The 24,508-nt window shown below is 69.3% G+C and carries 27 protein-coding genes; 19 read left to right on the top strand and 8 right to left on the bottom strand.

The annotated features are described in order from the left end of the window. Positions 1-66 precede the first annotated feature (66 nt). Entirely contained in the window at positions 67-951 is an 885-nt protein-coding gene (locus tag ACZ5U5_RS20905) for a DUF3558 domain-containing protein (protein WP_469023633.1), read from the bottom strand. Positions 952-1,132: 181 nt separating this feature from the next. On the opposite strand from ACZ5U5_RS20905, the gene ACZ5U5_RS20900 reads away from it, so the two are divergent. Then, positions 1,133-2,326 (top strand): RtcB family protein, encoded by a 1,194-nt coding sequence (locus tag ACZ5U5_RS20900; RefSeq protein ID WP_469023631.1) that lies wholly within the window; start codon positions 1,133-1,135, stop codon positions 2,324-2,326. Positions 2,327-2,341: 15 nt separating this feature from the next. On the opposite strand, the gene ACZ5U5_RS20895 is transcribed toward ACZ5U5_RS20900, so the two are convergent. Both ACZ5U5_RS20895 and ACZ5U5_RS20890 read right to left on the bottom strand, forming a co-directional pair. Beyond that, positions 2,342-3,112, bottom strand: a complete 771-nt coding sequence (locus ACZ5U5_RS20895; RefSeq protein ID WP_469023629.1) for an SDR family NAD(P)-dependent oxidoreductase — start codon at positions 3,110-3,112, stop codon at positions 2,342-2,344. 61 nt (positions 3,113-3,173) lie between these two features. Then, on the bottom strand, positions 3,174-3,509 hold the full coding sequence (locus tag ACZ5U5_RS20890; protein ID WP_469023626.1) for a YnfA family protein: 336 nt from the start codon (positions 3,507-3,509) through the stop codon (positions 3,174-3,176). A gap of 94 nt (positions 3,510-3,603) precedes the next feature. Between ACZ5U5_RS20890 and ACZ5U5_RS20885 the strand changes: the two genes are divergently transcribed. Continuing rightward, entirely contained in the window at positions 3,604-4,113 is a 510-nt protein-coding gene (locus tag ACZ5U5_RS20885; RefSeq protein ID WP_469023624.1) for a GNAT family N-acetyltransferase, read from the top strand. 15 nt (positions 4,114-4,128) lie between these two features. On the opposite strand, the gene ACZ5U5_RS20880 is transcribed toward ACZ5U5_RS20885, so the two are convergent. Then, complete coding sequence (locus ACZ5U5_RS20880; protein ID WP_469023622.1) at positions 4,129-4,974, bottom strand: DUF6597 domain-containing transcriptional factor; 846 nt, start codon at positions 4,972-4,974, stop codon at positions 4,129-4,131. Between the two features lie 87 nt (positions 4,975-5,061). On the opposite strand from ACZ5U5_RS20880, the gene ACZ5U5_RS20875 reads away from it, so the two are divergent. The 3 genes from ACZ5U5_RS20875 to ACZ5U5_RS20865 all read left to right on the top strand — a co-directional run bounded on the left by ACZ5U5_RS20875 (position 5,062) and on the right by ACZ5U5_RS20865 (position 7,490). Further along, a complete protein-coding gene (locus ACZ5U5_RS20875) occupies positions 5,062-5,649 on the top strand; it encodes a TIGR03086 family metal-binding protein (protein WP_469023619.1) in 588 nt (195 codons plus the stop codon). A gap of 174 nt (positions 5,650-5,823) precedes the next feature. Continuing rightward, positions 5,824-6,912, top strand: a complete 1,089-nt coding sequence (locus tag ACZ5U5_RS20870; protein ID WP_469023787.1) for an LLM class flavin-dependent oxidoreductase — start codon at positions 5,824-5,826, stop codon at positions 6,910-6,912. Next, a complete protein-coding gene (locus ACZ5U5_RS20865) occupies positions 6,909-7,490 on the top strand; it encodes an FMN reductase (protein WP_469023617.1) in 582 nt (193 codons plus the stop codon). The genes ACZ5U5_RS20870 and ACZ5U5_RS20865 overlap by 4 nt, the downstream gene beginning before the upstream one ends. A gap of 47 nt (positions 7,491-7,537) precedes the next feature. On the opposite strand, the gene ACZ5U5_RS20860 is transcribed toward ACZ5U5_RS20865, so the two are convergent. Next, positions 7,538-7,978: a hypothetical protein gene (locus tag ACZ5U5_RS20860; protein ID WP_363212845.1), complete on the bottom strand. Its 441-nt coding sequence runs from the start codon at positions 7,976-7,978 to the stop codon at positions 7,538-7,540. A gap of 324 nt (positions 7,979-8,302) precedes the next feature. Between ACZ5U5_RS20860 and hemL the strand changes: the two genes are divergently transcribed. The 10 genes from hemL to ACZ5U5_RS20810 all read left to right on the top strand — a co-directional run bounded on the left by hemL (position 8,303) and on the right by ACZ5U5_RS20810 (position 18,392). Then, positions 8,303-9,640: a glutamate-1-semialdehyde 2,1-aminomutase gene (gene hemL, locus ACZ5U5_RS20855; protein ID WP_469023614.1), complete on the top strand. Its 1,338-nt coding sequence runs from the start codon at positions 8,303-8,305 to the stop codon at positions 9,638-9,640. Continuing rightward, positions 9,637-10,320 (top strand): histidine phosphatase family protein, encoded by a 684-nt coding sequence (locus ACZ5U5_RS20850; protein ID WP_469023611.1) that lies wholly within the window; start codon positions 9,637-9,639, stop codon positions 10,318-10,320. The genes hemL and ACZ5U5_RS20850 overlap by 4 nt, the downstream gene beginning before the upstream one ends. A gap of 241 nt (positions 10,321-10,561) precedes the next feature. Then, positions 10,562-11,800 carry a polysaccharide deacetylase family protein gene (locus tag ACZ5U5_RS20845; protein WP_469023609.1) on the top strand — a complete coding sequence of 413 codons (1,239 nt, stop codon included), beginning with the start codon at positions 10,562-10,564 and terminating at the stop codon, positions 11,798-11,800. A gap of 66 nt (positions 11,801-11,866) precedes the next feature. Next, positions 11,867-12,490, top strand: a complete 624-nt coding sequence (locus tag ACZ5U5_RS20840; RefSeq protein ID WP_469023607.1) for a TlpA family protein disulfide reductase — start codon at positions 11,867-11,869, stop codon at positions 12,488-12,490. Positions 12,491-12,500: 10 nt separating this feature from the next. Then, positions 12,501-13,265, top strand: coding sequence for a cytochrome c biogenesis CcdA family protein (locus ACZ5U5_RS20835; protein WP_469023604.1), 765 nt, complete (start codon positions 12,501-12,503; stop codon positions 13,263-13,265). Positions 13,266-13,268: 3 nt separating this feature from the next. After that, positions 13,269-15,095, top strand: coding sequence for a cytochrome c biogenesis protein ResB (gene resB, locus ACZ5U5_RS20830; RefSeq protein WP_469023601.1), 1,827 nt, complete (start codon positions 13,269-13,271; stop codon positions 15,093-15,095). Then, positions 15,092-16,198 (top strand): c-type cytochrome biogenesis protein CcsB, encoded by a 1,107-nt coding sequence (gene ccsB, locus ACZ5U5_RS20825; protein WP_469023598.1) that lies wholly within the window; start codon positions 15,092-15,094, stop codon positions 16,196-16,198. The genes resB and ccsB overlap by 4 nt, the downstream gene beginning before the upstream one ends. 92 nt (positions 16,199-16,290) lie before the next feature. Further along, positions 16,291-16,926 (top strand): RNA polymerase sigma factor, encoded by a 636-nt coding sequence (locus ACZ5U5_RS20820; protein WP_469023595.1) that lies wholly within the window; start codon positions 16,291-16,293, stop codon positions 16,924-16,926. Continuing rightward, entirely contained in the window at positions 16,923-17,846 is a 924-nt protein-coding gene (locus tag ACZ5U5_RS20815; protein WP_469023592.1) for a CU044_5270 family protein, read from the top strand. The genes ACZ5U5_RS20820 and ACZ5U5_RS20815 overlap by 4 nt, the downstream gene beginning before the upstream one ends. A gap of 48 nt (positions 17,847-17,894) precedes the next feature. Beyond that, positions 17,895-18,392 (top strand): SRPBCC domain-containing protein, encoded by a 498-nt coding sequence (locus ACZ5U5_RS20810; protein WP_469023590.1) that lies wholly within the window; start codon positions 17,895-17,897, stop codon positions 18,390-18,392. Positions 18,393-18,398: 6 nt separating this feature from the next. Here the strand turns inward: ACZ5U5_RS20810 and ACZ5U5_RS20805 are convergent, their stop codons facing one another. After that, positions 18,399-19,379 carry a quinone oxidoreductase family protein gene (locus tag ACZ5U5_RS20805; protein WP_469023784.1) on the bottom strand — a complete coding sequence of 327 codons (981 nt, stop codon included), beginning with the start codon at positions 19,377-19,379 and terminating at the stop codon, positions 18,399-18,401. A gap of 64 nt (positions 19,380-19,443) precedes the next feature. On the opposite strand from ACZ5U5_RS20805, the gene ACZ5U5_RS20800 reads away from it, so the two are divergent. Both ACZ5U5_RS20800 and ACZ5U5_RS20795 read left to right on the top strand, forming a co-directional pair. Continuing rightward, entirely contained in the window at positions 19,444-19,827 is a 384-nt protein-coding gene (locus tag ACZ5U5_RS20800) for an ArsR/SmtB family transcription factor (RefSeq protein ID WP_469023587.1), read from the top strand. 98 nt (positions 19,828-19,925) lie between these two features. Continuing rightward, complete coding sequence (locus tag ACZ5U5_RS20795; RefSeq protein WP_469023583.1) at positions 19,926-20,843, top strand: DMT family transporter; 918 nt, start codon at positions 19,926-19,928, stop codon at positions 20,841-20,843. Here ACZ5U5_RS20795 and ACZ5U5_RS20790 read toward each other — a convergent pair. Together ACZ5U5_RS20790 and ACZ5U5_RS20785 are read right to left on the bottom strand one after the other, a co-directional pair. Next, the gene (locus tag ACZ5U5_RS20790) at positions 20,776-21,699 is read right to left on the bottom strand and encodes a LysR family transcriptional regulator (RefSeq protein WP_469023581.1); all 924 of its coding nucleotides are present in this window, start codon (positions 21,697-21,699) and stop codon (positions 20,776-20,778) included. The genes ACZ5U5_RS20795 and ACZ5U5_RS20790 overlap by 68 nt on opposite strands. Further along, complete coding sequence (locus tag ACZ5U5_RS20785) at positions 21,699-22,031, bottom strand: PLD nuclease N-terminal domain-containing protein (RefSeq protein WP_469023579.1); 333 nt, start codon at positions 22,029-22,031, stop codon at positions 21,699-21,701. Before ACZ5U5_RS20785 ends, ACZ5U5_RS20790 begins: the two co-directional genes overlap by 1 nt. A gap of 89 nt (positions 22,032-22,120) precedes the next feature. Between ACZ5U5_RS20785 and ACZ5U5_RS20780 the strand changes: the two genes are divergently transcribed. Both ACZ5U5_RS20780 and mqnP read left to right on the top strand, forming a co-directional pair. Further along, positions 22,121-23,578: a menaquinone biosynthesis decarboxylase gene (locus ACZ5U5_RS20780; protein WP_469023576.1), complete on the top strand. Its 1,458-nt coding sequence runs from the start codon at positions 22,121-22,123 to the stop codon at positions 23,576-23,578. A gap of 2 nt (positions 23,579-23,580) precedes the next feature. Beyond that, the gene (mqnP, locus tag ACZ5U5_RS20775) at positions 23,581-24,504 is read left to right on the top strand and encodes a menaquinone biosynthesis prenyltransferase MqnP (protein ID WP_469023574.1); all 924 of its coding nucleotides are present in this window, start codon (positions 23,581-23,583) and stop codon (positions 24,502-24,504) included. Positions 24,505-24,508 lie beyond the last annotated feature (4 nt).

The raw sequence follows: 24,508 nt of genomic DNA, 5'->3' as shown, positions 1-24,508 counted from the left end.
ACGGTACGCCGTGCCCGCCGCGGACGACTCCGCTTCCGGACAGCGGGTGACCCGTCCGAGCCGTCTCTAATCGTCGAAACCCTCGGCCAGCGTTCCGGCCAGTTCCTGCGCCTTGTCCTGCATTTCCTTGCTGTCGGGGATCTCCGTGCGCCGCCCCGGCTGCTCGTCGTACTCGACGGTCACGACGACGTTCGACGTGCGGAACACCACAGTCACCGTGCGGTGCCGGGCCGCTGAGCCGGACGTCGTGAGCGCGTCGTCGAGGAAGGCCTCGTCGCCCAGCTCGTCCAGGATGCGGGGCTCGAGACCGGGAGGCGTCCCGGCCTCTTCCGGGGAGTCGCCGGAGGCGCCGGACTGGCCCTTGTCGGTCTCGCCCTTGCCGGACTCGCCCTTGTCCGACCCGGAGCCGGTACCGTCGGAAGGCTCACCCCCCTTGTCACCGTCACCGTCACCATCGGCGGGCGGCTCCGTGTCCGCGTCGGCGGACGGGGTGCCGGAGGGCTCGGCGAGGTCGGCCTTCTGCGCCTTGGTCGCGTAGACCTCCGTGGCGCGGGTGTCGTCGCTCACGGCGTTGTCGTACGAGACGACGCGCTCGAAGTCGACGAACAGATGGTGCGTGGAGTCCGACGACTCCACCTTCCAGCGGCAGCCCACACGCCGGTCGGTGTCGTACGTGACGGTGGGCGCACCCTCGTACGCCTTCTCCCGCTGCTCCTCGCCCGGGATCTCCTCGATGCCGGGCAGCATCGAGTCGAGCGTGCCGCGGTCGACCTGGCCGCAGGGCTCGGGGAGCGTTCGGTACTTGCCGGGTTCGGCGGCCGCGGTCGTCCCGCCCGTCTCGCCGGGCTTCGAGTCGTCCGGCTCTCCGCCGAGTGCGCCGCCGCCCGTGCAGCCGGCGAGCAGCGCCGTGAGAAGAGCTGCGACGCCTGGTAGGTAGGCCTTCCGCTGCACCGATGGGCTCCTTCTCGCCGGGGATATTGGGTTGCCGCTGATGGGCGACCGGTGGACACAATGTGTATCGCACGCAATGCCGTGGACGCCGGTCCGTGATCCCTTTCGTTGACCTTGGCTCCGGTATTTGCTCTTCAAGACTTTCAACACTTTGATGTAACTACGGGGTAATGAGGACGATATGTCGTACGTAGAGGTTCCCGGCGCGAAGGTACCGATCCGCATGTGGACGGACCCCGCCTCGGTGGAGGACGTCGCACTCCAGCAGCTCCGGAACGTGGCGACCCTGCCGTGGATCAAGGGCCTGGCCGTCATGCCGGACGTCCACTACGGCAAGGGTGCGACGGTCGGCTCCGTGATCGCCATGCAGGGCGCGGTATGCCCCGCGGCGGTCGGCGTCGACATCGGCTGCGGAATGTCGGCGGTCAAGACATCCCTGACGGCGAACGACCTCCCGGGCGACCTGTCACGCCTGCGCTCGAAGATCGAGCAGGCGATTCCGGTGGGGCGCGGGATGCATGCGGATCCGGTGGATCCGGGACAGCTGCATGGGTTCGGGACGTCGGGGTGGGACGGCTTCTGGGGGCGGTTCGACGGGATCGCCGAAGCGGTCAAATTCCGTCAGGAGCGGGCCACAAAGCAGATGGGAACGCTCGGAAGCGGCAACCACTTCATCGAATTCTGTCTGGATGAGTCCGGTTCGGTCTGGCTGATGCTGCACTCCGGCTCCCGGAACATCGGCAAGGAACTGGCCGACCATCACATAGGGGTGGCCCAGAAGCTGCCGCACAACCAGGGCCTCGTCGACCGCGACCTCGCGGTCTTCATCGCGGACACCCCGCAGATGGCCGCATACCGGAACGACCTCTTCTGGGCGCAGGAGTACGCGAAGTACAACCGCTCGATCATGATGGGGCTCTTCCAGGACGTGGTCCGCAAGGAGTTCAAGAAGGCGAAGGTGACCTTCGAGCCGGTGATCTCATGCCACCACAACTACGTCAGCGAGGAGCGTTACGACGGCATGGACCTGCTGGTCACCCGGAAGGGAGCGATCCGGGCCGGCAGCGGCGACTTCGGGATCATCCCCGGCTCGATGGGCACGGGCTCGTACATCGTGAAGGGCCTCGGCAACGAGAAGTCCTTCAACTCGGCCTCGCACGGCGCGGGTCGGCGGATGAGCCGTAACGCCGCGAAGAAGCGCTTCTCCACGCGGGACCTGGAGGAGCAGACGCAGGGCGTCGAGTGCCGCAAGGACTCGGGTGTCGTGGACGAGATCCCGGGCGCCTACAAGCCGATCGAGCAGGTCATCGACCAGCAGCGCGACCTGGTGCAGGTTGTGGCCAAGCTCAAGCAGGTCATCTGCGTGAAGGGCTGAGCTGCTGCCTCTGTCCTACAGCTCGCGGTGGATCTTTGTGTTGGAGGCCTGGGCGCGGGGGCGGACCACCAAGAGGTCGATGTTTACGTGGGGCGGGCGGGTTACCGCCCAGGTGATCGTGTCCGCCACGTCGTCGGCTGTGAGGGGGGCGGCCACGCCCGCGTAGACCTTCGCCGCCTTCTCCGTGTCGCCGCTGAAGCGGGTCGTCGCGAACTCCTCCGTCTTGACCATGCCGGGGGCGACCTCGATGACGCGGACCGGGGTGCCGACGATCTCCAGGCGGAGGGTCTCGGCGAGTACGTGCTCGGCGTGCTTCGCGGCCACGTAGCCGCCGCCGCCCTCGTACGTGCCGTGGCCGGCGGTGGAGGAGAGGACGACCACCGTGCCGTCGCCGCTCGCGGTGAGTGCGGGGAGCAGGGCCTGGGTGACGTTCAGGGTGCCGATGACGTTCGTCTCGTACATCTGGCGCCAGTCGTCCGGGTCGCCGGTGGCGATGGTGTCGGCGCCGAGCGCGCCGCCCGCGTTGTTGACCAGGACCGCGACCTTGCGGAAGGCGGTGGCGAACTCGTCCACGGCCGCGCGGTCGGTGATGTCGAGCGTGTACGCCATGGCGTCGTGCCCCGCGGCCGTGATCTCCGCGGCGACGGCCTCGATGCGGTCCTTGCGGCGGGCGGTGAGGACGACGCGGTAGCCGGCGGCCGCGAGTCCGCGCGCGGTGGCGGCGCCGATGCCGCTGCTCGCGCCGGTGACGATCGCGATGCGGGTGGCGGCGGGCGCGGCGGTCATGGTGACTCCTTGGGCGTACGTGTGTTCCTGGCCTGTTCCGCCAGGATAGGTCGACGCCTGCCTAGCGGCCCCGTGGCGCGTACATGATGACCGCCATCCCGGCGAGGCAGATCAGCGCCCCGGTCACGTCCCAGCGGTCGGGGCGGTAGCCGTCGGCGACCCTGCCCCAGGCGATCGATCCGGCGACGAAGACGCCGCCGTACGCGGCGAGGATGCGGCCGAACTCGGCGTCGGGCTGGAGCGTGGCCACGAAGCCGTACACGCCGAGTGCGATGACGCCCGCGCCGATCCACGCCCACCCTTTGTGTTCGCGCACTCCTTGCCAGACGAGCCAGGCGCCGCCGATCTCGAAGAGTGCGGCGAGGACGAAGAGGGCGGCGGAGCGGGCGACGAGCATGGGGGAATCGTGGCATGGGGGAGGCAGGGGGCGTGGAGGGGCGTGCGTGCGTTCTTGGAGGTCGTTGTCAGACCCTCGCCGTAGCTTGGTCCGTATGGAGAGATCGTTGGTGGCCGGTCTGGTTCTTGTTCCTTGGGCGGAGGGTGACTTCGGGTTGTTGGTCGCCTGTAACTCCGCTGCGATGACCGCGCACTTGGGTGGTCCTGAGACGCATGAGCAGTTGGAGTCCCGGCATCGGCGTTACCTCGCGCTGGATGAGCGGGGGCAGATGTTCCGGATAGTTCTGGACGGTGAGACCGTCGGTTCGATCGGGTACTGGGAGACGTCCTGGCAGGGCGAGTCCGTCTGGGAGACGGGGTGGGGTGTGCTGCCCGGGTTCCAGGGGCGGGGCGTCGCGGCGTCGGCGGCGCGGCTGGTCGTCGAGGAGGCGCGGGCCGCCGGACGGCACCGGCGGCTGCACGCCTTTCCCGCCGCGGACCACGCGGCTTCCAACGGGGTGTGCCGGAAGGCCGGGTTCACGCGTGGGGGTGAGCACGACTTCGAGTATCCGAAGGGGCGTTGGATGCGGTGCAACGACTGGAGCGTCGACCTGGGGGGCATCTGAACCGCGGGGCCCGCATCACTGCGGCGCGTACGCCGTCGGTGGTACGCCCACCGTGGCCGTGAAGTCCCTGATCAGGTGGGCCTGGTCGGCGTAACCGAGCGAGTCGGCCACGTCCGGCCAGTCCACCTCCGCGCCCGTTTCCGCGTGCTCCAGTGCCTCGTGGATGCGGTGGCGCAGGATCATCCACTTCGGGCCGACTCCCACGTACGAGGAGAACAGTCGCTGCAGGGTCCGTACGGACATGCCCTGCGACCGGGCGAACTCGCTGACCCGGCGGATTCCGCGGTCCGTGCGGATGCGTTCCGCCAGGGCCATGGCGAGGTCCGCCTGTGGGTCGGGGGTGGGGCCGAGGGCCAGCAGGAAGGCGTCGAGTGCCGCCACGCGCGCGTGCTCGTCGTCCGGGGTCAGGACCGCGTCGAGCGCGTTCTCGGGGGTCTCCCCGAAGACCTCCGCCAGCGGCAGCATTCGCCGTCCCGTCCACGCGGACACCGGGGCCGACGGGGCGAACGGCCGGAAGCCGCCGGGGCGGAACTTCACGCCGCAGACCCGGCCCTGCCCCTCCAGCTTCTGTGTGAAGAGGTCGAGCCCGATGCCCGCCACCTCGGCGAAGGGCTCCTGCCCGGGGAGCCTCTGGAAGACCAAGTTCACGGACGGGTGCGGCACGACGTGGGAGGCGTAGGGCTGGGCGAGGTCCCAGTCGATCAGCCAGTACTGCTCGACGTAGGGGCGCAGCTCTGGCGTGGCCAGGTGCCGGCGGAACCGTGCGCGGGCGAGGAGCCCGGCGGCGTCGACGATGCCCTTGGTGTCGCTGCGCGGGGCGGAGGGCGTGGCGTCGGAGGGGGTGGCGTCGGCGTCGGCCATGGCTGGATCGTATGCCGGGGTCCTGGTCTGTCGCCCGTGTCGCGTTTCTTCAAGCCAGGGGAGTGGCCACCGGCCTACGGTCACGGCATGAGTGAGAACAGCGTTGCCGACCTGTTGAAGGCGGCCACCGACCGAGCCGTCCCCGTGGTCCGCGCGATCCCGGACGAGGGTCTTGCCGCGACCACTCCCTGCGCCGAGTACGACGTGAAGGCCCTGGTCAATCACCTCTTCCAGGTGATCGTCCAGTTCCAGGCGCTCGCCGCCAAGCAGAACTCCGACTTCGGCACCGCGGCCCCCGATGTCGTCGCCGAGAGCCCGGACTGGCGCGAGCGTTTCGCCGACGAGGCGGAGAAGCTGGTCGCCGCGTGGGCCGCGCCCGGCGCCGACGAGGGCACCACGGGTGCGATGGACATGCCCGCGAGGACCGTCGGCTGCATGGCGCTGCTCGACCTGACGGTGCATGCCTGGGATCTGGCCCGCGCGACGGGGCAGACGTACGAGGCCGCCCCGGAGAGCAGCGGCGTCGTCGCCACGCTGCGGGAAGCGGTGGTGGGCCTGGGGCCGACGGCCCGGAAGATGGGCATGTTCGGAGAGCCACTCCCCGTGCCCGCCGACGCCCCCGAGCTCGAACATCTCCTGGCGGAGACGGGCCGCGACCCGCACTGGACGCGGTAGCGCCCTCGCTGCCGGTCTTGTGCGACACCTGGCCGGAGCCCCCGGGGAATCCCCCCGGGGGGAGCCCCCGGGAATACCCCCCGGCACCCCACCGTTCCGTAGGTATAGTTGAACAGTCAACAACCTGCGGAGAGTGAGTCAGCCATGCAGTCGCAGTCCGGGGCCGGGTCCGGCATGCAGTTCGGGGTCTTCAGTGTCGGTGACGTGACGCCGGATCCCACGACGGGTCGCACCCCCACCGAGCACGAGCGCATCAAGGCGATGGTGGCCATCGCGCTGAAGGTCGAGGAGGTCGGGCTCGACGTCTTCGCGACCGGCGAGCACCACAACCCGCCGTTCGTCCCCTCCTCGCCCACCACGATGCTCGGCTACATCGCCGCCCGCACCGAGAACCTGATCCTCTCCACCTCCACCACCCTCATCACCACGAACGACCCGGTGAAGATCGCCGAGGACTTCGCGATGCTCCAGCACCTCGCGGAGGGCCGGGTCGACGTGATGATGGGCCGCGGCAACACCGGCCCGGTGTACCCGTGGTTCGGCAAGGACATCCGCCAGGGCATCAACCTCGCCGTCGAGAACTACGCGCTCCTGCACCGCCTGTGGCGCGAGGACGTCGTGACGTGGGAGGGCAAGTTCCGTACGCCCCTGCAGTCGTTCACCTCGACGCCCCGCCCGCTCGACGGCGTCGCGCCCTTCGTCTGGCACGGCTCCATCCGCTCCCCGGAGATCGCCGAGCAGGCCGCGTACTACGGGGACGGCTTCTTCCACAACAACATCTTCTGGCCGCAGGAACACACCAAGAAGATGGTCGACCTCTACCGCAGCCGGTACGCGCACTACGGCCACGGCACCGAGGAGCAGGCGATCGTCGGGCTCGGCGGTCAGGTCTTCATGCGCAAGAACTCCCAGGACGCCGTACGAGAGTTCCGCCCGTACTTCGACAACGCGCCCGTCTACGGGCACGGGCCGTCCCTCGAGGAGTTCACCTCCCAGACGCCGCTCACCGTCGGATCCCCGCAGGAAGTCATCGAGCGGACGCTGTCCTTCCGGGACACCGTCGGCGACTACCAGCGCCAGCTCTTCCTGATGGACCACGCGGGCCTGCCCCTCAAGACCGTCCTGGAGCAGCTGGACATCCTCGGCGAGGGGGTCGTCCCTGTCCTGCGCGCGGAGTTCGCCAAGAACCGCCCGGCGACCGTGCCGGACGCGCCGACCCACGCCACCCGGCTGGCCTCGCAAGGCAAGGAGATCACCGCATGAAACTCGTCGTCGTCTCCGCGGGGCTCAGCGTTCCCTCCTCCACCCGCCTCCTGGCCGACCGCCTCGCCGCGGCCACCGGGCGCCACGCCGACGTGGAGATCCAGGTCGTCGAACTCCGCGACCTGGCGGTGGAGATCGCGCACAACTACGTCACCGGTTTCCCCGGCCCGGAGCTGGGCGCCGCGGCCGAGGCGGTGAAGGGCGCGGACGGCCTGATCGCCGTCACACCGATCTTCTCCGCTTCCTACAGCGGTCTGTTCAAGTCGTTCTTCGACGTCCTGACGGTCCTGGACAAGGACGCGCTCGCCGGTACGCCGGTCCTGATCGCGGCGACCGGCGGCACCCCGCGCCATTCGCTGGCCCTGGAGCACGCGCTGCGCCCGCTGTTCGCCTACCTGCGGGCGGTGGTCGTACCGACGGCCGTGTACGCGGCGTCCGAGGACTGGGGCGCGGACGGCCTGGACGAGCGCATCGAGCGGTCCGCGGCCGAACTGGCCGGCCTCATGCGGCCCGCGCCTGTACGCGAAGAGGAACTGATCCCCTTCGAGCAGCAACTGGCAGCACTGCGGCGGGAGTAGATCCCAAGAACCGGAGTAGATCCCAAAAAGGGAGCAGGACGTGGGGCTCAGGGCCAGACCAAGCAGTACGCCTGGTGCCCCGCGTCATGCAGCCGGTGGCTGAAGTCCTGCCATTCGTGCAGCAGTTGATAGACGTTGAACGCGTCGCGCGGGCCGCCGCGGTCCGGGACCGTGGACCAGATGAAGGCCGCGGCGCCGACCGACTCCTCGCCGACGCCGCGCAGCGGGTCGACGACCGTCATGGGGAGCTTCACCACGGCGTAGTCGGGGTGCAGGACGACCAGTTCGAGAGGGGGCACCTTCGACAGGGGTATGCCCTCGATACCGGTCAGGACCATCGCGGCGACCGTCTCCGGCTTGATCTTCGTGAACATGCCGCCCATGCCGAGCTCATCACCGCCGAGCTCCTCGGGACGCATCGAGATGGGCACACGGGCGGCGGTCGCGCCGTCCGGAGCTCCGAAGTACTTGTAGGTCACCCCACCCACCCGGCCACTCCTGGTTCCCGCCCGGTCCTGCTCCGTCTCGCCGCCCCGTGCCAAGGCCTCAGCCTCGGCCGCTTCCGCCTCGCGCCGGTGCCTGCCGATCCGCCGGGCACGCCGCGGACCCAGGCCGTCGGTCCCCTCGCCCAGTCCGCCACCGCGATGCATATCTCCACCCGACTGCTTTTCCAGGGCGCCCGCCCCTGCTTTTCTAGGCCTCGCGGCCCCCGCCGCGCAACCCGATCATCGTGTCAGTGACCTCCCCCACGGTCACCGGCTAAAACGTCGAGTGAAACACCTGTCCGCAGGATGTCCGAAGCCTCTGACACCATGGTTCATGTGAGCTTCCCGTATAGCGCCCCAGTTTCGCAGACTCTCTTCGACCGTGCGGCGGCCGTGACGCCCGGTGGTGTGAACTCTCCCGTGCGCGCTTTCCGCGCTGTGGGCGGTACGCCCCGCTTCATGGTGTCCGGTACCGGTCCGTACCTCACGGACGCCGACGGCCGTGAGTACGTCGACCTCGTCTGCTCGTGGGGGCCGATGATCCTCGGCCACTCCCACCCCGACGTGATCGCCGCAGTTCAGGAGGCCGTCGCGCGCGGCACGTCCTTCGGCACGCCCGGCGAGGGCGAGGTCGCGCTCGCCGAGGAGATCGTCGCGCGCATCGAGCCGGTCGAGCAGGTGCGGCTGGTCTCCAGCGGCACCGAGGCGACGATGTCCGCGATCCGCCTCGCGCGCGGGTTCACCGGCCGCGCCAAGATCATCAAGTTCGCCGGGTGTTACCACGGTCACGTGGACGCGCTGCTCGCCGCGGCGGGCTCCGGGCTCGCCACCTTCGGCCTGCCGGACACCCCGGGCGTCACCGGCGCCCAGGCGGGCGACACGATCGTCGTCCCGTACAACGACCTCGAGGCCGTGCGTGCCGCGTTCGCCGCGAACGCCGGTGAGATCGCCTGCGTCATCACCGAGGCGTCGCCGGGCAACATGGGTGTCGTTCCGCCGCGCGAGGGCTTCAACCAGGGCCTCGCGGACCTGTGCAGGGAGAACGGCGCGCTGTTCATCTCGGACGAGGTCATGACCGGCTTCCGTACGTCGAAGGCGGGCTGGTTCGGCGTCGACGGGGTCCGCCCCGATCTGATGACCTTCGGCAAGGTCATGGGCGGCGGCTTCCCGGCCGCCGCTTTCGGTGGCCGGGTCGACGTCATGGAGCACCTCGCCCCGGTCGGTCCCGTCTACCAGGCGGGCACCCTGTCGGGGAACCCGATCGCGACGGCCGCGGGCCTCGCGCAGCTGCGGCTCCTGGACGACGACGCGTACGACAAGGTCGATGTGGTCTCCGGGCAGCTGCGCGGCCTCGTCACCGACGCGCTCTCCAAGGAGGGCGTCGCGCACCGGCTGCAGAACGCGTCGAACATGTTCTCCGTCTTCTTCACCGAGCGCGAGGTGCGGAACTACGACGACGCGAAGACCCAGGAGTCCTTCCGCTTCACCGCGTTCTTCCACTCGATGCTGTCGCAGGGCGTGTATCTCCCGCCGTCGGCCTTCGAGTCCTGGTTTGTCTCCACCGCCCACGACGAGCGGGCCGTCGAAAAGATCGCCGCGGCCCTGCCCGCGGCGGCGCGCGCGGCCGCCGAAGCCACTGAACCCACCACGGAGGCCACCGCATGAGTGCGGGCAGCGAGCTCACAGTCGTCCACGTGATGCGCCACGGGGAAGTGGAGAACCCGGACGGGATCCTCTACGGGCGCCTGCCGGACTACCACCTCTCCGATCTTGGCCGGCAGATGGCCGACCGGGTCGCCGAGCACCTGGCCCCGCGTGACATCACGCACGTCGTGGCCTCGCCGCTCGACCGCGCGCAGGAGACGGCGACGCCGATCGCCAAGGCGCAGGGCCTGGACCTGGCGACGGACGGGCGGCTCGTCGAGGCGGGCAACGTCTTCGAGGGCAAGACCTTCGGCGTCGGCGACGGCGCGCTGAAGAACCCGGAGAACTGGAAGCACCTGGTCAATCCCTTCAAGCCGTCCTGGGGCGAGCCGTACGTCGAGCAGGTCGTGCGGATGATGGGCGCCCTGGACGCGGCGCGGGACGCGGCCCGCGGGCATGAAGCGGTGTGCGTCAGCCATCAGTTGCCGATCTGGATCGTGCGGAGCTTCGTGGAGAAGCGGCGCCTGTGGCACGACCCGCGCAAGCGGCAGTGCACGCTCGCCTCGCTCACGACGTTCACGTACCGCGGCGACAAGATCGTGTCCGTCGGTTACACGGAGCCCGCGCGGGATCTCGTTCCCGCGCATCTCCTGGCGGGCGCCAAGCCGGTGAAGGGGAAGGCCAAGGCCTTCGGCGCATAAGCGCTCCGCTGGTATTGCCGTCGATTGTCTGCGGTGTCGTCGTGGCTGGGCGCGCAGTTCCCCGCGCCCCCTTGGGGGCGCCACGCCAGGTAATCGGCTCGCGACCGTATGTCCATTCTTGGTAAAAGGCGCCAAATATGTGCCTGTTGCCAGGAACCCCCTTCTTCGTCGTGCCCTCTAACGGGGCGTCCCTCATGCATGGATGCGTGCAGGGCTGCAGGGCGCGACGAATGGGGATGGAATGCGCGACATCAGTCGCAGGGGAATGCTCGGCCTCGGAGTCGGGACCGCGGCCGCCGTGGGACTTGCCGGCTGCGGCACGGGCGGCAGCAGTCATTCGGCGGGTTCCGCGGACGGGCCGAAGGACGGCCACGGCGGCAAGGGCGGCGACAGGCGCCCGGCGAAGCCCATCGGTGACGGTTCGACCTCGTACACCGGCAAGCAGCCGAACCAGCCGGGCAAGCCCGTTCCCCTGCAGCCGGGTGAGACGCCCCCGCAGTTCGTGATCTTCTCCTGGGACGGTGCGGGCGAGGTCGGCAACGGTCTCTTCCCGCGTTTTCTGAAGCTGGCCGAGGAACACGACGCGGGGATGACGTTCTTCCTCTCCGGTCTTTATCTCCTGCCCGAGTCGAAGAAGCGGATGTACAAGCCGCCGAACAACGGGGTCGGCGCCTCCGACATCGGTTATCTCACCGACGGTCACATCAAGGAGACGCTGAAGTACGTCCGGCAGGCGTGGCTCGAAGGCCATGAGATCGGCACGCACTTCAACGGACACTTCTGCGCGGGCAGCGGCACGGTCGCCAACTGGACGCCCGCGCAATGGCAGAGCGAAATCGACCAGGCCACCTCCTTCGTCAAGGAATGGCGCACGAATACCGGCTGGACCGATCTGCCGTCGCTGCCTTTCGACTACGACAAGGAACTCATCGGCGGCCGCACGCCCTGCCTTCTGGGCCAGGACAATCTGCTGCCGACGGCGAAGAAGCTCGGCTGGCGTTACGACGCCTCGTCGCCCGGCGGCCGGCAGCGCTGGCCGCAGAAGAAGATGGGCGTCTGGGATCTGCCGCTGCAGGCCATGCCGTTCCCCGGGCACTCCTTCGAGGTCCTGTCCATGGACTACAACATCCTGGCCAACCAGTCGCAGAACTCCACGAAGGCCCCGCCGGCCAACTACCCGGGCTGGCGCAAGCAGGCCACCGAGTCCTACATAGCCGGGTTCAAGCGCGCCTACGAGAGCAACCGCGCGCCGCTCTTCATCGGTAACCACTTCGAGGAGTGGAACGGCGGCATCTACATGGACGCCGTCGAGGCGGCCCTGAAGCACATGGCCGGGAAGAAGGACGTGCGCCTGGTCTCCTTCCGGCAGTTCGTCGACTGGCTCGACGTGCAGGACCCGAAGGTCCTCGCCGACCTGCAGGGCCTTGAGGTCGGCCAGGAGCCCACCGGTGGCTGGAAGGGACTCGGAAAGGCCGTCTGAAATGGGACTTTCCGCAACCTCGGGGGGTGCGGAAGATCCCCGAAACAGACATGCGAAACTTTTCACATGAGTGCCGCCTGCCGCGCCCCCCACAGCACGAACCGCAGCCGTAGCCGCGCCGCCCTGCTGGGCGCCGGGGCCGCGGTCGCCGCGCTGGTCCTGTCGGCGTGCAGCTCCGGCGGCACGTCCGGTGGCTCCGGCAACACCAACTTCGTCACCGGCTCCGACGGCATCGCCACCGCCGGCAAGGGCGAGCGCCAGGACGGGCCCAAGCTCGAGGGGGAGACCCTCACGGGCAAGCACCTCGACGTCGACGACTACAAGGGCAAGGTCGTCGTCCTGAACGTGTGGGGCTCCTGGTGTTCGCCCTGCCGGGCCGAGGCCCCGAACTTCGCGAAGGTCTCGAAGGACACCCAGGGCAAGGACGTGCAGTTCATCGGGATCAACACCCGTGATCCGCAGAAGGGTCCGGCGCTGACGTTCGAGAAGGAGTGGAAGATCTCCTACCCGAGCCTGCACGATCCGATGGGCAAGCTGATGCTGCGCTTCCCCAAGGGCACGATGAACCCGAAGTTCATCCCCTCCACGATCGTCCTCGACCGCGAGGGAAAGATCGCGGCACGCTCGCAGCAGGCGCTGAGCGAAGAGAAGCTGCGCAAGATGATCGACCCGCTGATCGCGGAGAAGTGATCTTGCCGTGATGTCCACTCTCGCCGCCGTGGGCGAAGCGAACCAGACCGTCATGAACGGCGCGCTGCTCCTCGCGCTGCCCATCGCGGCCCTCGGCGGTCTCGTCTCCTTCTTCTCCCCGTGCGTACTGCCGCTCGTGCCGGGCTATCTGTCGTACGTCACCGGAGTCGGCGGCACGGATCTGGCGGAGGCCAAGCGGGGGCGGATGGCCGCGGGAGCCGGGCTCTTCGTGCTCGGGTTCACCGCCGTCTTCGTCTCCACCGGCGCGCTCTTCGGGTATGTCGGGCAGAACCTGCAGAGCTACCAGGACGTCATCACCAAGGTGCTCGGCGTCCTGATGATCGCGCTCGGCATCTTCTTCATGGGGCTCATGCCCTGGCTCTCCCAGCGGGAGTTCCGCTTCCACAAGAAGCCGGCCGCCGGGCTCGCGGGGGCGCCGCTGCTCGGCGCGCTGTTCGCCGTCGGGTGGGCGCCCTGCGTGGGGCCCACGCTCACGTCCGTCAACTCCCTGGCACTCGACCAGGGGAGCGCGGGGCGCGGGGCCATACTGAGCGTCGCGTACTGCGTGGGGCTCGGGCTGCCGTTCATCCTCGCGGCGATCGCCTTCCGCAAGGCGCTCGGCGCGTTCAGCTGGGTGAAGAAGCACTACGTCTGGGTGATGCGCATCGGCGGCATCATGATGATCGCGACCGGGCTGCTCCTCGTCACCGGAGTGTGGGACAGCATCGTGCAGGAGATGCAGGTCTGGTCCAACGGCTACACGGTGGGGATCTGATCCATGAGCAAGACCGACGCCCCTGACACGAGCAAGGCGAGCAACGCGAGCGAGACGAGCAAGCGCGAAGCCCCCGAAGAGCAGAACGACAGCGACCTCGGCGCCGCGGGCTCCCAGCTTTCCACCGCCCCCGTCGACCGTGCGATGCCCGGCTCCTTCGGCGGCAAGCGCGCCCCCGGGGTCACCGGCTGGCTGGCCTGGACGGGCCGTGAGGTCGTCGGCTGGGTCCGGTGGATGTGGCGGCAGCTGACCTCGATGCGGGTCGCGCTGCTCCTGCTGCTCCTCCTCTCGCTCGGTGCCATCCCCGGCTCGCTGATCCCGCAGACCGGCATCGACGAGCTGAAGGTCCAGGACTTCAAGAAGGCGCACTCCACGCTCGGGCCGCTCTACGAGAAGTTCCAGCTGTTCGACGTCTACAGCTCCGTGTGGTTCTCGGCGATCTACATCCTTCTCTTCGTCTCCCTCATCGGCTGCATCGTGCCCCGCACCTGGCAGTTCGTGGGCCAGCTGCGCGGCCGGCCGCCGGGCGCGCCCAAACGGCTCGACCGGCTGCCCGCCTACACCACGTGGCGCACCGAGGCCGGGCCCGAGGAGGTCCACGAGGCCGCGCTCGGCCTGTTCAAGGGGCGTCGTTTCCGCGCGGACCTCACGGCGGGCAAGGGCGCCGCTGGGGCGTCCGTCGCCGCGGAGAAGGGCTACCTGCGTGAGGCGGGCAACCTCTTCTTCCACGTCTCGCTGATCGTGCTCCTGGTGGCCTTCGCCGTCGGGGCCCTGTTCAAGTCCGAGGGCGGCAAGCTCATCGTCCAGGGGGACGGGTTCTCCAACACCCTCACCCAGTACGACAACTTCAAGTCCGGCAACCTCTTCAACACCGATGACCTCGCGCCCTTCAGCTTCAAGCTGGACAGCTTCGAGTCGTCGTTCGAGAGGAAGGGCCCCGAGAAGGGCACGGCCCGCACCTACCGGGCGAACGTCACCTACAGCGAGGGCATCGACGGCCCCGAGAAGAAGAAGGCCATCGAGGTCAACAAGCCGCTCGAGGTCGACGGCTCGAAGGTCTACCTCATCGGCCAGGGCTACGCCCCGACCGTCACCGTGCGCGACGGGAAGGGCAAGGTCGTCAGCAGGCAGTCCACTCCGCTGCTGCCGATCGACTCCAACGGCACGGCCACCGGCGCGATCAAGGTCCTCGACGGCTACCGCGACAAGAACGGCAAGAAGGAACAGCTCGGCTTCAACGCCTTCTTCGTGCCGACGTTCGCCGGCGAGGGCCACGGCCAGATGTTCTCCCAGTTCCCCGCCCTGGACTACCCCGTGCTCGCGCTGTCCGCGTACCACGGAAGCCTCGGTGTGGACTCCGGTCTGCCGCAGAACGTGTACCAGCTGGACACCAGCAAGATGACCAAGTTCAAGGACTCCAAGGGCGAGCTCTTCAAGAAGCGGATGGTGCCCGGCGAGACGATGACGCTGCCGAACGGCGCCGGCTCGATCACCTTCGAGAAGGACATCAAGCGCTGGGCGACCTTCCAGGTCTCCCAGCAGCCCGGCAGCATGTGGGCGCTCGTCGGGGCGGTCTCCGCCATCGTCGGCCTCGCCGGATCGCTGTTCATCCAGCGCCGCCGTGTGTGGGTGCGGGCCGTGCGGGGCGCCGACGGCGTGACCGTCGTGGAGATGGCCGGGCTCGGCCGCAGCGAGTCCGCGAAGCTGCCCGAGGAGCTGGGCGATCTCGCCGCGCACCTGCACGAGAAGGCGCCGAGCGCGCCCGACCAAGACCAAGACCATGCCGACTCCACCCCCGATGTTGTTCCTGCCGAAGGGGCTGAGAAGTGAATCTCGCCACCACCCTCGCTGCCGAACCGAACGAGAACCTCGCGAACATCAGCAATGTGCTGGTGTACTCCGCGATGGCCGTCTATCTCCTTGCCTTCTTCGCGCACATGGCAGAGTGGATCCTCGGCAGCCGCAGCAAGGTCGGCCGCACGGCCGCCGCGCTGACCTCAAGGACCGAGGCCGCCGCCAAGGCGCCCGGCGTCACCGTCAAGGCCAAGGGCGGCACCGCCGTCCTCGACCGGCCGAAGACGACCCCCAAGGTCGTCACCCGCTCCGTCACCGGCACCCGCGATGTGCCGGACGGTCCCGGCGCCTCGGCCGGTGACGAGAAGGGTGACCTCTACGGCCGTATCGCCGTGTCCCTCACCGTGCTCGGGTTCCTCGTCGAGTTCGGTGGTGTGCTCACCCGCGCGCTCTCGGTGCAGAGGGCGCCGTGGGGCAACATGTACGAGTTCAACCTGACGTTCTCCACCATGGCCGTCGGGGTGTACCTCGTGCTCATGGCGCTCAAGAAGAACGTCAGCTGGCTGGGCCTTCCGCTGGTCACCACGGTCCTCCTCGACCTCGGTCTCGCCGTCACGGTCCTGTACACCGCCAGCGACCAGTTGGTTCCCGCCCTTCACTCGTACTGGTTGTGGATCCACGTCTCCACCGCGATCTTCTGCGGCGCGACGTTCTACCTGGCCGGCGTCGCGACGATCCTCTACCTCTTCCGCGACTCCTACGAGAACAAGCTGGCCTCGGGCGGCCAGCCCGGCCGCTTCGCGACCTCGGTCCTGGAGCGCCTCCCGGCCGCGGCCTCGCTCGACAAGTTCTCCTACCGCGTGAACGCCGCCGTCTTCCCGCTGTGGACGTTCACGATCATCGCGGGCGCGATCTGGGCGGGCGACGCGTGGGGCCGCTACTGGGGCTGGGACCCCAAGGAGGTCTGGTCCTTCATCACCTGGGTCGCCTACGCCTGCTACCTGCACGCGCGCGCGACGGCAGGCTGGAAGGGCCGCAAGGCCGCCTACCTGGCCCTGATCGCCTTCGGCTGCTGGCTGTTCAACTACTACGGAGTGAACATCTTCGTCACCGGCAAGCACTCGTACGCCGGGGTCTGACCCCCACCCGTACCGCCGTTAGCCTCCAAAGGCCGGTTCCCGTGACCCAGATCACGGGAACCGGCCTTTGCCGTTCGGACAGGCAAGAGGGCGTGGAGACGAATCAGGGGGAACCCCAGGCACACCGCAGAGCGTTGCGCGTCCGCATCAGGGACGGGGACGCCGACGCCTTCGGTGAGCTCTTCGACGCGTACGCGCGCTCCGTCTACAACCACGCCTACCGCCTGACGGGGGACTGGTCGGCGGCCGAGGACATGGTGTCGCTCACCTTCCTGGAGGCCTGGCGGCTACGGGGCAAGATCGACGCGGACGGCGGGTCCCTGCGGCCGTGGCTGCTCGGCGTCGCCACGAACGTCACCCGCAACGCCCGCCGCGCCGCCCGGCGGCACACGGCGGCGGTCGCCCGGCTGCCGCGCGACGAGGCCGTGGCCGATTTCGCCGACGAGGTCGCCGGGCGCGTCGACGACGAGGAGCAGCTCGTCCTCGTCCGCGCCGCCCTGGCCACGCTGCGGCGCGGCGAACGCGAGGTGCTCGCCCTGTGCGTGTGGTCGGGGCTCAGTTACGCGGCGGCCGCCGAGGCGCTCGGGGCGCCGGTCGGGACCGTACGCTCCCGGCTGTCCCGGGCCCGCACAAAACTCGCGAAACATGTGGAACCGGTCGGCGGGCGCGGACAGATGAGAGGTGACCGCACCACCGCGGTCGGGCCCACGAGGGAGGGAAACCGATGAACGAACTTCCAGAGCGTGACCTTCCGCCGGGTCGTCATCGCCTGCTCAGGGAGCACCTGTTGACCGAGATCCGCCATAGCGAGAAGAAGCCCCAAGCCACCCCGAAGGCCCACAAGCGCTGGTTCCGCCCCGCGCTCATCGCCGGAGCCGTGGCCGCCTCCGTCGCGGCGGGTCTGCTGGTCGCCTCACCGTTCGGCGACCGCCCGGCGCAGGCCGCGCCCTCGGCGGAGACCGTGCGGATGCTGGAGGAGATCGCGGAGGCGGCGCGGCGGCAGCCCGCCCCGAAGGACCTGCGGGACGACCAGTTCGTGTACGTCAAGAGCAAGGTCGCCTACATGTCTGCGCAGGCCGGCCAGCCCGGCAAGCTGGACCCCGTGCACCAGCGGGAGATCTGGCTCTCCGTGGACGGCCTGCACACCGAGATCCTGCACGAGCCCGCGAACGACCTGGACATGGAGCGCCTGAAGCCGGAACTGCCGCTGCCGGACTCGGACAGCAACTACCGCAACCTGCAGAAGCTGCCGACCGACCCGGTCAACATGCTGGACTGGCTCCAGGGGGAGAGCGAGGGCGGCAAGAGCGACGACCAGAACGCCTTCGTGCTCGTCGGCGACCTCTCGTACGAGTCGCTCATGCCGCCGAAGCAGGCAGCCGCCCTCTACCTCGCCGCATCGAAGATCCCCGGCGTCGAGCTGATCGAGGACGCGGTCGACGCGCAGGGGCGGCACGGCGTCGCGATCGCCCGTGAGGACGGCGGCGTCAGGGAGGAGCTGATCTTCGACAAGCGGACCAAGCAGTTCCTCGGCGAGCGGGAGGTCGTGGTCGAGGACACGGCGTACGGCGCCAAGGAGGGCGACATCGTCGGCCGCAGTGCCGTTCTCGATCGCACCGTCGTCGACAAGGCCGGCCGGCGTCCGTAAGTGGCCCTCGGGCGTGCGGGTGGGGGCGGGGTGGGTGAGGGTTGGGGCATGACCGCGACGATCGGGCTGGGCGTGAGCCGGACCAACGGTTCCGCGCAGCATCTTGCGTACGAGCTTTACCTTCCCCACCCTGTGGACAAGGTCTGGGCGGCGGTGGCCACCCCGGAGGGGCTTCCGGGGTGGCTGGCCGCCGCTGACGTGTGGGAGCCACGGGTCGGCGGGGCGGTCTCGTTGCGCTGGCTCAACGGCGACGAGTCGGCCACCCACTCCGGGACCGTCACCGCATGGGAGCCGGAGCGGATCGTCGAGTACACGATCGACCTGCACGGCCGGTGTCGCTTCAACCTGGAGCGGGCCGAGGGGAGGGACGGGACCACCCTGCGTTTCACCAACGAGTTCGAGGGCGACGACGAACTGCGCCTCGACTGCCTCGCCGGCTGGCACAACCACTTCGAGTTCCTCGTCGACGCGCTCGACGGGCACCCCAAGGACTGGTCGACGTGGAGCTTGGAACCGTGGCGGAAGCTGCGCGAGTCCTACCAGTAGCGGCAGTCAGCCCCCGTTGACCCGCAGCAGCAGCTTCCCCGTGCTCGTGCGCGCCCCCATCAGGCGATGCGCGTCGGCGGCGTCCGCCAGCGGGAACTCCGCCGTCACCGGCAGCTCCACCGTCTTGTCGGCCACCTTCGCGAAGGCCCGTGCGGCGACCTCGCGCAGGGCCTCGGGCGCAGACCTGGCGAGGGAGAGGATCGAGAAACCGGAGACGCCGAGCCCCGACCCGTACAGCTCCGGCTGGCCCACCCGCCACGGCTCCGCCGAGCTAGCGTTGCCGAACGAGACGAGCCGGCCGAAGACCGCGAGCGCGTCGAGGCCACCGCGCAGGGCGTCGCCGCCGACCGGATCGAGGGCGAGGTCGACCCCGCGTCCGCCGGTGGCCGCGCGGGCCTCGGCGGCGAAGCCGTCCCCGACGAACACCTCGTCGTACCCGTGCTTCAGTGCGTACTCCGCCTTGGCCCGGCTCGACACGACGCCGTAGACCGCGCCCGCGCCGCCCGCCTTCGCCAACTGGCCCACCACCGTGCCGATCCCGCCGGCCGCGCCCTGCACGAGGACGCTCTCGCCCGCGCTCAGCCTGCCCACCTCATGGAGCAGCGCGTGCGCGGTGGGCAGGACCGTGGGCAGGGTGGCGGCCGTGCGCAGGTCCACGCCGTCCGGCAGCGCGAACACCGTGGCCGCCTCGGCGAGCGCGACCTCGGCGTACGCCCCGCCCTCGGTGAGCGCGGCGACCTCCTGGCCGACCTCGAAGCCTTCGACGCCCGCTCCGATCGCCCGTACGCGGCCGGAGATCTCCAGGCCCGGCACGAAGGGGAGTGAGGGCACGCGGTAGCCCTCGGCTCGGGCCTTCAGGTCGGCGAAGTTCACGCCGGTGTAGGCGACGTCGATGCTGATCTGACCGGCCGCGGGCGCGGGGACGTCGGCCTCCGCCACCGTGAGGACATCGGGGCCGCCGTACTCCTGGAGCTGGATCGCGCGCATGGTGGGCATGGGCATGGCTGGGCACCCCTTCGAGTGTTCAATGGGAAGCGAACACCCGGAGTGTATGGTTTCCATCGAACACTCGGCAAGGGTCGAGGGGGATCGAGGGAGAGGGGGCCCGACCGTGGCGAACACGAGTCACCGCGCGGCGCCGGTGCACATCCACCCGGACGAGGTGCCCGTACTGACCGCGCTCACCGCGCTCGCCGACCCCGTACGCCTGGCACTGGTACGGGAGTTGGCGTCCTCCCCCGACTGGACCCGCAGTTGCGGCAGCTTCGACGTGCCCGTCGGCAAGGCCGCGCTGAGTCACCACTTCGGGGTGCTCCGGGGTGCCGGCCTGGTCGAGCAGCGGGACGAGGGGCCCCGGCGGGTCAACCGGCTCCGCCGGGAGGAGTTCGAGGCGTGCTTCCCGGGGCTGCTCGCGCTGGTCCTGCGCACGGAGTGACGAGGCCCGCGGCCCATCGTCTCCGCCGATGACCCCATCGGCAGGACGCCCCACTGGCTCGTGGACCAGGGCATACGTCCGCTCGTAGCTTCTTGTCCATGACCTCAGAGAACAAGGGCACGGCCCAGCTCACCGCCGCGATGGTGCTCTCCGGCACCCTCGGGATCTTCGTCGTCGAGTCGGGCGCGTCGGCCTTCAACGTCGTGTTCTTCCGCGTGCTGTTCGGCGCCCTTGCCCTGGGGGCCTACGCCTTCGCCCGCGGCTACTTCCGCGGCCACGGCCTCACCCCGAGGAAGCTCGGACTCGCCGCGCTCGGCGGCGCGTTCATCGTCTTCAACTGGGTGTTCCTCTTCAAGGCGTACGAGGAGACCTCGATCTCCCTGGCCACCGTCGTCTACCACACACAGCCGTTCCTGCTGGTGCTTATGAGTGCCGTCATCTTCCGTGAGCGGCTGACCAGGCCTCAACTGATGTGGCTCGGTACCGCGTTCGTCGGGCTCGTGCTCGTGTCCGGGGTGCGGCCCGGTGACCTCGGCTCGCTCACCGGCATCGGCTTCGCCCTCCTGGCCGCGCTGCTCTACGGCCTCTCCACCCTCGTCACCAAGCGCATCACCGGAGTGCGGCCCCACCTGATCGCCCTCGTCCAAGTCCTCGTCGGCATCCCGCTGTTGCTGCCCTTCGCGAACTTCGGCGCGATGAGCGGAACGGGCACCGGATGGGGCTGGCTGGTCGGACTCGGCGTCATCCACACCGGCCTGATGTACGTCCTGATGTACGCGGCGTACGCGAAGCTGCCCACCGCCAAGATCGCCGTACTGGCCTTCACCTACCCGGCGGTCGCGATGGTCGCCGACTGGGCCGTCTACGGGCACCACATCGGCCTCGTGCAGGCACTCGGCGTACCGCTGATCGTCCTCGCGAGCCTGAAGGTCAACCGGGCCAAGTCACCTAAGACGGTGGCTGGTTCGCCGGCTCCGCTGTCTGCTCCCGCACCAGCTGTACCGACTGGTCGATGAACAGCCGCACATGGGCCGGAAGCCGCTTGCCCGACCGCCACGCCAGCTGCGTGTGCAGGACGAAGGGCGGCTCCCACGGCAGCGCGACGAGCACCCCGGAGGCGAGCTCGTCGCGCACCGCCATCCGCGGCAGGAGCGCCACCCCGAGGCCACCGGCGACCCCTCGCTTGGTGGCCTCGATCGTGCCGAACTCCATGAAGGGCGGCGGGGAGCCGTTGCGCGTCCGCAGCTCGTCCTCGAACAGATCCCGGTAGGGGCAGCCCGGCTCCGTCCCGACCAGCTGCACCGCCGCCAGATCACCCGTGGCGAGCGAGTCCGCCCCGTGCGCGGCCAGCGGATGCGTCGGCGCGCAGACCAGGACCAGCGGCTCCGCGGCGAGGACCTCGGTCTCCAGGCCCGCGTGCTCGGTCTCCCGCTCCATCAGGAACCCCACGTCGTACGTCCCCTGCCGCAGCGCGTGGCGGGTCTCGTCACCCAGCGTGGGCCGCAGGGAGAGCTGCACCCTGGGGTAGCGGTGGTGGAAGAGTTCGAGCAGGGGAGGCAGCCGGTAGGACGTCAGTGACTCCATCGTGCCGACGGCGATCGCGCCGGCCGGCTCCTCGGCGCCGACGACCGCGGCCCGTGCCTCGTCCGCGAGATCGATGATCTGCCGGGCGTAGGGAAGCAGGCGTTCACCCGCGTCGGTGAGCCGGATGCGGCTGCCGAGCCGGTCGAAGAGCTCGGCGCCGAGCGAGGACTCCAGGGAGCGGATCTGGCTGGTGACGCTGGACTGGGCGTACTTCAGCTCGGCGGCGGCCTGCGTGAAGCTGAGCACGGTCGCGACCTTCTCGAAGGTGACGAGCAGCCGTAGTTCCATCAGCCGTCGCTTCCGCCGTCCTTCTTCTTCTGGTCCGGGTCCTCGTCCCTGAGGGACTTCAGGAACTCCGGGTTGTCGTCCGGCGCCACCCACTGTCCGCCGCGTCCGCCGCGCCCGGCGCGAGGACCGCCCCCGGCGGCGGGGGTCTTGCGCACCTTGCCGGTGACGAACCAGGCGATCGGGCCGAGGAGAACCTCGCCGAAGAGCAGCACGATGATGACCCAGACCACCTTCGGCAGATGCCTGATCTCCTTCTCCGGAGTGTTCAGGACATCGATGAAGGCATAGATCCACACGGCCAGGACCAGCAGGAACGGCAGATACCTGAGCATGGTTGCGCGATTCCCCAAGCGACGAAGGAGGGGCGGCGTGCAGGCCCCGCTGTCCGGGCCAGGGTAGCCGGTGGCCGATACTGGGACGCATGGCTTATGACGATCTTCGCTCCCTGCTCCGTGCACTGGAGCGCGAGGGCGATCTCAAGCGCATCAAGGCCGAGGTCGATCCGTATCTGGAGGTCGGCGAGATCACCGACCGCGTCCAGAAGGCCGGCGGCCCCGCGCTCCTCTTCGAGAACGTGCGCGGCTCGGCGATGCCCCTCGCGATGAACGTGTACGGGACGGACCGGCGCCTGTTGAAGGCGCTCGGCCTGAAGTCGTACGCAGAGATCAGCGACAAGATCGGCGGCCTCCTCAAGCCGGAGCTGCCGCAGGGCTTCGTCGGCGTCCGCGAGGCCTTCGGGAAGCTCGGGGCGATGACGCACGTGCCGCCGAAGAAGGTGAAGTCCGACAACGCGCCCGTGCAGGAGGTCGTGCTCACCGGCGACGACGTCGACCTGGAGCAGCTGCCCGCGCTCTTCACCTGGCCCGAGGACGGCGGCTCCTTCTTCAACCTCGGCCTGACCCACACCAAGGACCCGGACACCGGCGTCCGCAACCTCGGTCTGTACCGCCTGCAGCGCCACGACAAGCGCACCATCGGCATGCACTGGCAGATCCACAAGGACAGCCGCAACCACTACCAGGTGGCCGCCCGCAGGGGCGAGAAGCTTCCGGTCGCGATCGCCTTCGGCTGCCCGCCCGCCGTCACGTACGCCTCCACCGCGCCGCTGCCCGGCGACATGGACGAGTACATGCTGGCCGGGTTCATCCAGGGCAAGCGCGTGGAGATGGTCGACTGCAAGACGGTCCCGCTCCAGGTCCCGGCGCACGCCGAGGTCGTCATCGAGGGCTGGCTGGAGCCCGGCGAGATGCTCCCCGAGGGTCCGTTCGGTGATCACACCGGTTTCTACACGCCGCAGGAGGACTTCCCGGCGCTGAAGATCGACTGCGTGACGATGCGGAAGCGTCCGCTGCTCCAGTCGATCGTGGTCGGCCGCCCGCCGACGGAGGACGGCCCGCTCGGCCGCGCCACGGAGAGGTTCTTCCTCCCCCTCCTCAAGGTGATCGTCCCGGACATCGTGGACTACCACCTGCCGGAGTCCGGCGGCTTCCACAACTGCGCGATCGTCTCGATCGACAAGAAGTACCCGAAGCACGCGCAGAAGGTCATGCACGCCATCTGGGGCGCGCACATGATGTCGCTGACCAAACTGATCGTGGTCGTGGACAAGGATTGCGACGTCCATGACCTGCACGAAGTGTCCTGGCGCGCGCTCGGCAACACCGACTACGCGCGCGACCTGACGGTGGCCGAAGGTCCCGTCGACCATCTCGACCACGCCTCCTACCAGCAGTTCTGGGGCGGCAAGGCGGGCATCGACGCGACGAAGAAGCTGCCCGAAGAGGGCTACACCCGGGACGGGGGCTGGCCGGAGATGGTCGAGTCCGACCCGGAGACGGCGTCGAAGGTCGACCGCCGCTGGAAGGAGTACGGGCTCTAAAGATGAGTGCTGATTCAGCGACCCCGGAACTCTTCGGGCCCGAGCCCGCACCGCCCGGCAAGGTCAAGGCGTTCCTGCGCCTGGTCATGATCGAGCACTCGGTGTTCGCCCTGCCCTTCGCCTACATCGCCGCACTGACCGCGATGTTCCAGCTGGACGAGAACATCCACTGGGGGCGGCTGCTCCTGGTCACGATCTGCATGGTCGGCCTGCGGACGTTCGCCATGGCAGCGAACCGCATCATCGACCGGGAGATCGACGCCCGTAACCCGAGGACCGCCCACCGCGAGCTCGTCACGGGCGCGGTGTCGGTGAAGTCCGCCTGGACCGGGGCGCTGATCGCGCTCGTCGTGTTCCTCGGCGCCGCCGCCCTGCTCAACCCGCTGTGCCTGGCGCTGGCGCCGGTCGCGGTGATTCCGATGGTGGTCTACCCCTACGGCAAGCGGTTCACGAACTTCCCGCAGGCGATCCTCGGCATCGCCCAGGCGATGGGCCCGGTCGGCGCGTGGATCGCGGTCACCGGCGAGTGGTCGGGGCAGGCGGTCATCCTCGGGCTCGCGGTCGGCGTCTGGATCGGCGGCTTCGACCTGATCTACGCCTGCCAGGACGTGGAGACCGACCGCGAGGTCGGCGTGAGGTCGGTGCCCGCGCGGTTCGGCATCCCGGCCGCCATCTGGGGCGCGCGCGGCTGCCACCTGGTGACCACGGCGCTGTTCGTCTGGTACGCCGCGGACACCGGCGCGGGTGTCTTCTTCTGGCTGGGGCTCGCGGTGGTCGCCGGTGCCTTCGTGTACGAGCACTCGATCGTGAAGCCGCACGACCTCACGCGGCTGAACCGCGCCTTCTTCCAGGTCAACGGCTTCATCGGCATAGCGCTCTTCGTCTGCGCGCTCCTCGATCTGCTGGTGCGCGGACTGACCGTCTAGGCTC

Source organism: Streptomyces sp. NPDC033177 (assembly GCF_055577715.1).
The sequence above is the reverse complement of the archived record's forward strand: the minus strand, read 5'-3'. Positions and strand labels throughout refer to the sequence as shown.